The organism is Aquiflexum sp. (genome assembly GCF_041749095.1).
Lineage (GTDB): Bacteria > Bacteroidota > Bacteroidia > Cytophagales > Cyclobacteriaceae > Aquiflexum.
This window is the reverse complement of the sequence record NZ_JBGTCA010000059.1, coordinates 19991-31139: the sequence shown is the minus strand read 5'-3', so window position 1 is coordinate 31139 and position 11149 is coordinate 19991. Positions and strand designations below refer to the sequence as shown.

Below are 11149 nucleotides of genomic sequence, written 5' to 3'. Positions count from 1 at the left end.
ACCATCACCGAGAATATCAACATAAAAAAAACCGCCATAATTAATTAGAGTTATATTCATTGGGATACTTGCCCAAAGAAGGTTTTGGAAACTATCCACTAAAATTAGATATTGCAATAAAAAAGCTGATAGCTATCGGGGGGAGAAGCATCTCACGAGGTTTAGGAAATGATTGAATTATCATAAATAGGACCTCTGAGAAATTGCCCCTCGGCAAGCTCGGGGAACGGAGAATTTGGGTAATTAAGGAGGTAGGGATGGGAAAAGCGGCGACGCCGCTTTTCCCATCCCTACCTCCTCCCCGCACGACAACCCCCGTGGTCGAGCTTGCCGAGACCAAATTAGACTGACCTCAATGTCATTACCTATTCTGAACATTTATAAAATGTTAAAGACTCAGGATGACGACTGCCCAGCGGGTAACCTGATATCATTTTCTACTTTGATCATATACAAAATGTTGTAAACTTGCATCGACAATCAAAAACCCAAACACCATGAACCGATTGAAAATTCTCTTTCTGGCAATCCTTACTTTCAGCCTACAAACCTTATCAGCGCAGGAAAGCAAAGTATTCGACAACCTGACCATGAACAGTAAAATCCTGAATATGGAAAGGAAATACGCCATATACCTTCCCCCAGGCTATGAAACTTCCCTACGCTCCTACCCTGTCCTTTACTTGCTGCATGGTGGTGGTGATGACCAAACAGGTTGGGTACAGTTTGGCGAAGTGCAGCGTATTACCGATCAGGCCATCAGAGACGGAAAAGCCACTGCCATGATCATCGTCATGCCGGATGCCAATACCGGAAGACGGGGATATTTCAATGATGTCAACAATGAATGGCGGTATGAGGATTTCTTTTTTGAGGAACTTATGCCCGAAGTGGAAAAGAAATACCGAATCAAATCTGAAAAAAGATACCGTGCGATAGCAGGACTCTCTATGGGAGGTGGAGGTTCCTTTTTCTACGCCATGCACAGACTTGACTTGTTTTCCTCTGCCTGTCCCCTAAGTGCAGCCGTCAGAAGCAATACTTTTGAAGAATTCAAACAAGGTTTGGAAACCCAAAAAGTCAGTGTCAAAAATCAAAATACACTAACTGCATATTATGACAGACATCAGGCCCTAAGACAAATCGAACTCAATGATCCTGAAGCAATGAAATCTGTCAAGTGGTATTTTGATTGTGGAGATGATGATTTTTTGTATGAGGGAAACAGCTTGGTACATATTGCCATGAAGAAAAAGGAAATCCCCCATGAATTCAGGATCCGTGACGGGGCACACAATTGGACTTATTGGCGGGAATCTTTGCCGGAGGTATTGGGATTTGTTTCAGAGTCTTTTCATCAGAAGTAGGGAGGTAATTTTAAAGTACATATTGAAAATTTGAATTATAAAATAGTATTCATTTACAGGATGGACCTTTCCTTGTCACCTCGACGTCAGGAGAGGTCTAATACCTACCGGCTTTTTAGATATCTCTCTTCGTTCGATATGACAAGGCAAAGTTCTTCGCTTCTCTTAAATGCTGTTTTAGTTAACTCCTTCAATTTTGTAATAATAACCCAAAAATCAATTTCCATCAAGTCCCACAAAATGTCTGATATCCAGTATCTCCATTAGGAGGTGGAGACTGAAAATGGAATTTGGAAGGATCTGGAATGTAGGGTGTTTTTAATATTTTATTGAGTTCTTTAAACAACTGATAATCATTATTTAATGATGCATTATCTAAAGCTTCTTCGACCAGATGGTTTCTTGGGATAAAGTATGGATTATATTGAGCCATCGAGGTTTGTACCTCCTCCAATGACCTGCCATTCTTGGTGACCTGTTTCATCCAATGCAGGTACCATTCCTGGAAGGCCGAAGCTTCGAAAAATGCCTCCCCTGAAAAATCACCGGTTTGTAATGCTGCAAAAGTATTGGTGTAATCCGCACCAAATTGCTGCATCAAGGCCAATAGGTCTTCGATGATAGGTTTGTCAGATGCTTCCGTTTCCATCAACCCTAATTTTCCCCGCATCATGGCCAACCACTTTTCCTGATAAATTCCCCGAAAAGAATTCAAGGCCTCCTGTGCCAATTCAATGGCTTGCTTTTGTTCAGTATGAATTTGGGGCAGTAAGGCACCTGCCAAAATAGAAAGGTTCCAATGGGTGATGTAGGGCTGATTGCCATAGGCATAGCGGCCATTGACATCGATGGAACTGAAGACTGTTTTGAGACTGTAGGTATTCATAAAAGCACAGGGTCCATAGTCGATGGTTTCTCCAGCAATACTCATATTATCTGTATTCATCACCCCATGGATAAAACCCACCCGCATCCATTCCACCACCAATGTTACCTGCCTTTCCATTACCGCCTTTAGAAGTGATAAAGCTGGATTTTCTTCCGCTATTAGGATAGGATAATGCCTTTCTATGGTGTAATTGGTCAACTCCTTTTGCTCCTCCAAAGACAGGAAATGCCTTGCATATTCAAAGGTACCCACCCTGATATGGCTTTGGGCAGTGCGGGTCAATATGGCGCCTGACTGACTTTTTTCCCGGTAAACCGATTCGCCACTTTCAACTACAGCCAAAGACCTTGTGGTCGGTATGCCCAAATGATGCATACTTTCACTAATGAGGTATTCCCTCAACATGGACTTAAGCGTGGCCCTGCCATCCCCGCCACGGGAATAGGGAGTCCTTCCCGAACCTTTCAACTGAATATCCACAAGACTCCCGTTTGAAGATTTTTGTTCACCGATCAGAATGGCCCTGCCATCGCCCAATATGGTTAAGTTACCGAACTGATGTCCTGCATACGCCTGTGCCAAAGGTTGACTTCCCTCAGGGGTTTTGTTTCCTGAAAATAGCTGGGCAATCTCCTGAGAAGGAAAATCCGAAAAATCCAATCCCAATTCCTTACACAAATCCTCATTCAAAATAACCGTTTTTGGGTCTTTGACAGGAATAGGCTGCCGATAGCTGAAAAAACCAGAGGGGAGTTTTCCATAAGTATGCTGAAGATTCCAACCTGCTGTTTTATTGATAATATTGACCGAAGACATATAAAAGGTATTTGTAATGACCTATTGAACAGTTATGGGAATCCAATAATTCATGCCATTGGGATTTATATCTTGATTTTTTGAAATCTTCAATTTTAAGAGTTTGGGAAATAGAAACGGATTGTGGTTAACTATTTTGGCTAAAGCCGATTTGCTTATGCCATTTATTATGAATGGGCTAAAGCACCATTCCTATTGATAAAAATCTCAAATTTGATGATGGAAAACCAGATCAATTGCCTTCTATCAATTGCTTCCTGCTTTAGCTGGACGATATCAAATGACCCATTTTTCCTCCGGCTTTAGCCAAATTGAATTCTTTGGAATTAGGTTCACCTATCTCTTTTGGCTAAAGCCGATTTAACTTATGGAATCATTTTGTGAATGGGCTAAAGCACCATTCCTATTGATAAAAATCTAAAATTTCATGATGGAAACCCGATCAATTGCCTTTTATCTATTGCGTCCTGCTTTAGCTGGACGATTTCAAAAGATGCGATTTTCTCCGGCTTTAGCCAAATTGAATTTTTATCTTTTCATCCCAAAAAGAACAATAGCCGCATGAATTACAGTAATCAAATATATCGCCGGAGGCATAACTTGTCCGCTGTGGCGGATATCTTTTTATATCGCAGACCTGTCTGCCGTGGCAGAGCATATATCAAACTTCCTACTTCTTCTCATAAGCCGGTACTTCAGGCTTTACAGGTGGGTTTTCTATGAGTAAACGCAGGACCTCTTCAATTGCCTTTTCAAGTTGTGGATCTCTGCCTTTTGCCAATTCAGTTGGATCTTCCAAAACTTCGATGTCAGGTTCTACCCCATATCCCTCAGGAAACCAATTTCCATCGGGATCAAACATCCTGAAGGTCGGCACTGAAACCGAGCCACCGTCAATCAGGTTTGGCGCACCACTGATACCGATCAATCCGCCCCAAGTTCTGGTTCCGATCAATGGGCCTAATTCAGCTTTTCTGAAATAATGAGGGAAAGCATCTCCCCCCGAACCACTCCAACCATTGATCAACATCACTTTGGGGCCAAAATTGGCTACCGGCGGCCATTGCCAGGTTTGTCCGTCCCTTACTCCCCAAAATGCCAATGGCTTCCTGTTAAGCAATTCTATAAATCGATCAGGAATCTGTCCACCGTTATTAAAACGCTCGTCAATGATCAAACCGTCCTTATCGAATTGGGCATAAAACATCCGGGCCAGTTCAAATTGCCCATCCAGGCCTGTACTTGGCACAAAGATGTAGCCTATTTTACCGTCAGTAGCTTCTTCCACACGCTTACGGTTGGCTTCGATCCATTGCAGGTTACGCAACCGAGTTTCATCTTCGAGTGTTTTGATGATGACTTTTCTGGATCCCTGAAAATTGGCCCTGCTGTTCACAGTAAGCTCCACAGTGCTAGCAGCCAATCCTTCAAAAGCCGCATAAGGATCTTTTTGGACATCCATAGCCACTCCATTGACGGCAAGAATAAAATCACCTTCTTTTATATTCACTCCGGATTCTTCCAAAGGGGACCGGGCTTCATTGTCCCAAGGTGCTCCCCTGATGATTTTCTTAACGAAATAAGCCCCATCCTTCAATCCCCAATCAATTCCAAGATAGCCCACCGATTTATCGGGAGAAGATTCCAGGTCACCCCCGCCCCGATAAGTATGGGAAGCGGAGATTTCCCCGATCAATTCACCGAGGATATAATTGACATCCCAACGGGTGATGGCATGATCTATCAGGTTGCCATACTTTTCTTTCATGGCATCCCAATCCACGCCATGCATGTTTGGATCATAGAAAAAGTCCCTCTCAAATCTCCATGCATCCATAAAAAGCTGTTTCCACTCTTCCTGAGGCACCAAAGTCATCTCCATTTTTTCAACCGGCATCTTATCCTCAATCTTTTGATTGGCCGCAAGTTTTATCACTGAATATGCACCATTTGAAACAACCAATACTTTTTCACCATCGGCTGAAAGTTGGTAACCGTTTACCTTTTCCATTACCGTCTTTTCTTCCCTCTCTTTGAGGTCAAAGAAGGTCAAGGTTCCGCTTCCTCCCCTAGTCCCGCTCACGGGATATTTCAAATACACTACTTTCCCTTTGGCAGCGGTCAGGCTTCTGTAGTTCCCGGCAGTTGGCGGAAGGATCACCATCCTGTTTTCCATGCCATCCCAATCTATTTTCACCGGCTTGGAAGAGGGCTTTGCTTCTTCCTCCTTTTTATCTTTTTTCTTGTCATCAGCCTTCTTATCTGCAGTTTGATCAGATTTCACGGAAGTGGTGTCATTTTTTGGAGCAATGGGTGAAAGCGTATCTTTGCTCAGTGGAATGACTGCCAATTGGGTCGAATTGGCATAAACCCAAGTTCCTTCAAAATCGGAATAAATGGGATTAAAGTCCCTGTTGGTCAGAAAATACAGGTACTTTCCTTCGGGATCGAAGACCGGATTCTGATCATCGTAAAATCCCGAAGTCACTTCCCTGAGCATATTTTCCCGGGAATCGTAAACCGCAATGGAATTGCTCCTGTTGCTTTGGTTTTTTTCATAGGCCATGTATCTGCTGTCGGGAGACCAGGACACTGAAAAATTTCTCAAGTTCCCCTCATAATAAAACTTTTGCTTGTCAACTTTGGTAGTGGTGTTTTTTATCCTATTATAAATATAAATATCCATGGCCTTATCAATAAAGGCCAGTTTTTCACTGTCCGGTGACCAAATGGTTTGGTAGCGATAGCCTGGCCCGTATTTGGTCAGTTGTTTTTCAGCCTGGGGGTTTTCCAAATCTTTTATGGTAAGTTCATATTCACCCGAGCGATCTGACCAATAGGCCAAATATTTACCATTTGGGGACCAGGAAGGGTATCTTTCTGCGACTCCTGAAGATTGGGTGAGATTGATAACAGGTCCATCTTTGGCGGGTACGGAAAACAGTTCTCCCCTAGCCTCTATCACAGCCCGGTTGCCATCATGGGAAAGCCATAAATTCTGGATGTTTTTATTGACGGTAACCTTCCTTGGCATCAGCGTGGAAACATCGGAGGAAACCTGAATTGGAACTTCTGCATATTGTTCATTGGCAAGGTTCAAAAGATATATTTTCCCACCTGCCCCAAATACTATTTCCTCAGGTCCAATGCTGGGAAAATGCACATCAAAATCAGTAAAATTGGTGATTTGTTTGATGTTCTTGGTTTTCAGATCATAACTCCAGATATTATTCCTTTGGTTTGCGTCCCTGTCTGAAAGAAAGTAGATTTTATCATTTGCCCACATGGGAAACTCATCGTTATACGGGCTATTGCTGATATTTTTAGAGCTGAAATCCTTTAAGTCAAAGATAAATATGTCGGTTGCCATTCCCCCTTTATACCGCTTCCAGGTTCTGAAAGCTCTGGTTTTGGGCGTATAGACGATTTTTTGTCCATCCGGTGACAACATTCCAAATTCACCGTAGGGTACAGGTAGTTTTTGAGGCAAACCACCTTTTTGGGAAACTTTAAAAAACTGGCTGTAGCGTTGTTTTTCACTTTCTCTGGAAGAAGTGAAAAACAAACTTTCACCATCGGGATACCAGTCTGTAACCCTGTCACCCATTCCATGGTGGGTCAATCTGGAGGGCATTCCACCCATGGCATCCATGACATACACATCTACATTTCCGTCATAATTCCCACTGAATGCGATCCTGCCTCCATCAGGTGAAAACCTGGGGAATGACTCCTCCCCTTTTGCTGAAGTCAATCTGTTTGCCAGACCTCCGTTCTTGGAGACTATCCAAATATCGCCTCCATAAGAAAAGGTGATATGGGTTTTGGAAACATCCGGATATTGAACAATTTTGGCATCAATCTGGGACATTCCTTCTAAAGGAAAAATCAGTATTGTGCAAAAAAGAAAGTATATTTTTCTGAAAATCATCAAGCTGTATATTTAGGGTTTTACATGATCAATAATAAAGATATAAAAACCACCATCATGATGCCAAATAAATAAATGTCTAATATTGAGTATTTTACAAATCACGTTGGATCTAAGATGTCCACATCTGAACATTAGAACCAAGTTTGCGGACAATTATCTTTTGGCTAAAGCCGATTTACCTTGTGGATACATTTGTGAATGGGCTAAAGCTCCATTCCTATTGATAAAAATCACAAATTTTATGCTGGAACCCTGCTTAACCCTACTTTGTCAACTTAATTCATGAGGGTAGAAACCTGACAGGTTTTTACATTTCAATGATTGTTTTTAACGCTTTCTATTCATTAAACCTGTCAGGTTTTTCATCTTCTTTAAACATGACAAAATGGGATTAATGCACTTCTATCAATTGCGTCCTGCTTTAGCTGGACGATAAAATGGATTCTCAGTTTCCCGCGGCTTTAGCCAAATATCAATCCTCTATACAGGGAATCCCTTCCCGGGAATGGGGGCCGAATGGCGGAATAATCCTGTAATTTTTGATATTTTCCGGAATATCAGCATCCTTCATCTGATAGGTTGGGGTATATCGGATTTGGTCCCAATATAAAGTTCTGGGTTCCTTTGCCCTTGGATCACCCGTTTCTGCCATCCAGTTTTTAAGCTGTTCACTCAGTTGGGTCTGAACTTGAACCAATTTCGGCTTCCCCGCAAGATTATTCAACTGATAGGGATCAGCTATCACATCATACAATTCCTCCTCCGGTCTTTGACCAAAAGTCAAATCGTATAAATCAGGTTTTCCCGCTTTTGATTTTCCCTTCATTTCCATGATCAGGAATTTGGTAATAGAATGATCCACATCCCCAAACTGACCGACTGACTGATGAACTGTAGGGTCTCCGGCCGGCAACCTTTCCGGCATAGGGTTCCAGATATACAGGTATTGATGAGTCCGAATCGCCCTCATTGGATAGCTTTGGTCTCCTTTTCGGACATTGGCATGCCGTTCTCTTTCAAGAAAGACCTCTGATTTTCCTTTTTTATTTCCTGCTATTATTTCCCAAAATGATTCCCCGCTCATGCTATCAGACTTCAAACCTGCCGTTTCCAAAAAACTGGGAGCAAAATCCACAAAATTGATAAAGCTATTGATAACAGTTCCAGCTTTGACTTTTTCAGGCCATCGGATGACCAAGGGCATTCTTGTTCCATAATCATATAGGTTGGCTTTGGCACGGGGAAAGGGCATGCCGTTATCACTTGTCATCACGACGATGGTATTGTCCAATTCTCCTGCTTCATGGAGCATACGGATGATTTGTCCACATTCCCTATCAAACCGCTCCACCTCAAAATAATAATCCAGGATATCATTTCTGACACAATCAAGATCCGGGAAAAACCCGGGTACAGGAACATCTTCCAGTTTCATCCCCGTTTGAATACCGGTATTGGGCACATATTCCCTGTGAGGGTCAGTACTTCCAAACCAAAAGGTAAATGGCTGTCCTTCTGGCCTTTTCTTAAAAAACTCTTTAAAATCAGAATAAGACTTTCCTGCAGGATTATGTGTTAAACCTGAAACCTGATAATCACCTGGTCCCCAGCCTTTTCTGGTAGAACCTATGAAATATCCCGCCTCTTCCATCAATCCCACATAAGTGGGAAATTGTGCAGGCCATTCAGGCCAAAGGTTTCCTCCGTCTTCATTCTGGTGGGGATACCTACCTGTAAGTACAGAAGCCCTTGCAGGAGAACAAGAGGGGGAAGCGGTATAAGCATTCATAAACAAAGCCCCATCAGCCGCCAATTTGTCAAATGTAGGCGTACGGACCACAGGATCTCCATAGACTCCTGCATGTGGAAATGACCAATCATCTGCTATCAAAAACAAAATGTTAGGCTTTTTATCCGGATTGGGTTTTCCTTCAACATGAGGTGAAAGCAGTAAAAGGAAGAGGAACAATATTTTCATAATTGAATCAGATTAGTGAAGACCTTCAAATTAATAAAATTCAAGATACGACTATCTTCTAATTTATGAAGAGACTGAAGATTCAATAATTCTATGAAAAAATTGGGACAGCAGACAAGATCCCCAGGAATTAGAGAAAATATTAAAGTGATTTCCTTACCATTCCCGACTCCCTTTCAAGATCTTCATTATCCTCACTGCCAAGGCTATAATGGTTGTTTTCTTCGTCCTCACTGCCTCTTCGCTCCTGCGCATCATCCAATTCACTACCGGGGATATCAAGATCCTCTCCTGCAAAATCGACTTTTCGCTTTCTCCTCAATAATTTTTCATCATCCCCCCCATCCATACTCAGGCCTTTTGGGCCGAGAGCCCTTTCGTCTTCCGGAGTGATCTCATATTCCTTATCGGGATTTTTCTCCTGTAATCGATCAATGCTTTCTTTAGCAGCTTTTTTTTGATCTTCAGTTGGTTTTTTATTTTTATCTTGAATGCTCATGCTAGATTGTTTTTTTGTTGTTGAATTATTGTTCTGTTCTACTTGACTGATTGGATGCGGTTACTTTCCATAGGGTGTTTCCGGTATCGTCATTGACCAAAATAGATCCGTCAGGCAATACGGCGACACCGACAGGTCTGCCATACACTTCTGATTTTTCACGGTCAGCAATAAATCCGGTTAGAAAATCCTCAGGCTCGCCAGGCTTGCCGTTTGAGAAGGGAACAAATAGAACTTTAAACCCACTTAGTTCCGATCGGTTCCAGGAGCCATGCTGTCCTACGAAAGCACCTTTACGGTATTTTTCAGGGAAATTATCATTGTTATAAAAAGCCAATCCCAAAGAAGCTGTATGATTTCCCACCGGTACATCTGGAATAATTGCCTTTTCTACAAGGTCCGGTCTCATTCCTTCCATGCGGGGGTCTTCGATCTGTCCGAAATAGGAAAATGGCCAGCCATAAAAACCATCTCTTTCCACACTGGTGATGTAGTCCGGCACAAGTTTGTCTCCCAGTTTATCGCGCTCATTCACTGCGGTCCATAATTCCCCGGTTGCGGGATTCCAGTCCATGCCAACTGGATTTCGCAGTCCTGATGCAAAAAGCACTTCTCCGCTTCCATCAGGATTGATTTCCAATATGCAAGCCCTTCGTTTTTCTTCATCCATTCCATGTTCTCCATTGTTGCTGGCCGAACCCACAGATACATAGATTTTACTTCCATCTTCATTTGCCAAAAGATTCCTTGTCCAATGGTTATTATATCCACCTGCAGGGAGGTCAAGGATTTTTTCTCCTTGACTTTCCAGTTTTATTTGACCCTGCTGATACGGATAACGATAAAGACCGTCGGTATTGGCGATATAAAAGTATTCTCCCAAAATCAACATTCCGTAAGGTTGGTTAAGATCATCGATAAAAATATCCCTATTGGCATAATCGCCATTTCCTTCTTTATCCTGTAGTATGGTGATCCTATTGGCACTTCTTTCAGTATTACTCTCTACAACAAACAGGTCACCGTTTGTCCCAACATAAGTTATGCGTGGATTATCGAAGTCCCCGGCAAATTTTGTGACAACAAAACCATCAGGAGCTGTAGGAAGACCCTCTGAAGGCCAATCCACCATTTTGCTTTCATTTCGAACTGATTCTGTGGAATATGGTGAGGGAAGAACCAATGGACCAATAGCTGTTTCCACGGTGTCCGCCTCTTGCTTGGCAAGGTCATTTTTTTCTTGACTGACCACCCTTGAAATACAAGATGCATTGATCAACAAAAAAAGCAGTATTGGTAGTATAAAGTTTTTCATGGATAAAGTTTTTTTATGAAAAGATATTTTCGTTATAGCTTTGATTATACAGAAGTAAACAATTGTGATTGAAACCAAAGCAGTCACCTATGCGATAAGGAGTCGCAACAAATGATCCAAAAATAGTCTAATGAATTAAATAGGGAGAATGGACCTATTCTAGCTCAAAAAATAGTTTGATTGGACTAAGAATCTAAATTGTAAAAAATTTAGCCAAATCATATTGCCACATTTTGTGGTAAATTTAGCATTGTTTGTTACCAGGAATGGGGTTGTGGCATCTTCTATTTCTCTGAATAGCGTGGTAGTGATAGCTTTAGAGGGCCAGCCCAATTGGAGGAGGATACTTAG

6 protein-coding genes are annotated in these 11149 nt (G+C 42.1%); 1 reads left to right on the top strand and 5 read right to left on the bottom strand.

The window, feature by feature from the left end; all coding sequences use genetic code 11:
- Positions 1-497: 497 nt before the first annotated feature.
- Positions 498-1367 carry an alpha/beta hydrolase gene (locus ACEW8O_RS03835; protein ID WP_373493302.1) on the top strand — a complete coding sequence of 290 codons (870 nt, stop codon included), beginning with the start codon at positions 498-500 and terminating at the stop codon, positions 1365-1367.
- A gap of 226 nt (positions 1368-1593) precedes the next feature.
- Here the strand turns inward: ACEW8O_RS03835 and ACEW8O_RS03830 are convergent, their stop codons facing one another.
- The 5 genes from ACEW8O_RS03830 to ACEW8O_RS03810 all read right to left on the bottom strand — a co-directional run bounded on the left by ACEW8O_RS03830 (position 1594) and on the right by ACEW8O_RS03810 (position 10798).
- On the bottom strand, positions 1594-3072 hold the full coding sequence (locus tag ACEW8O_RS03830; RefSeq protein WP_373493301.1) for a YdiU family protein: 1479 nt from the start codon (positions 3070-3072) through the stop codon (positions 1594-1596).
- A 670-nt stretch (positions 3073-3742) separates the two neighbouring features.
- Entirely contained in the window at positions 3743-7003 is a 3261-nt protein-coding gene (locus tag ACEW8O_RS03825) for a PDZ domain-containing protein (protein ID WP_373493300.1), read from the bottom strand.
- 475 nt (positions 7004-7478) lie between these two features.
- Positions 7479-8984: a sulfatase gene (locus ACEW8O_RS03820; protein ID WP_373493299.1), complete on the bottom strand. Its 1506-nt coding sequence runs from the start codon at positions 8982-8984 to the stop codon at positions 7479-7481.
- Positions 8985-9126: 142 nt separating this feature from the next.
- Positions 9127-9483 (bottom strand): hypothetical protein, encoded by a 357-nt coding sequence (locus tag ACEW8O_RS03815; protein ID WP_373493298.1) that lies wholly within the window; start codon positions 9481-9483, stop codon positions 9127-9129.
- A gap of 25 nt (positions 9484-9508) precedes the next feature.
- Positions 9509-10798 carry a sorbosone dehydrogenase family protein gene (locus tag ACEW8O_RS03810; protein WP_373493297.1) on the bottom strand — a complete coding sequence of 430 codons (1290 nt, stop codon included), beginning with the start codon at positions 10796-10798 and terminating at the stop codon, positions 9509-9511.
- Positions 10799-11149: the final 351 nt, after the last annotated feature.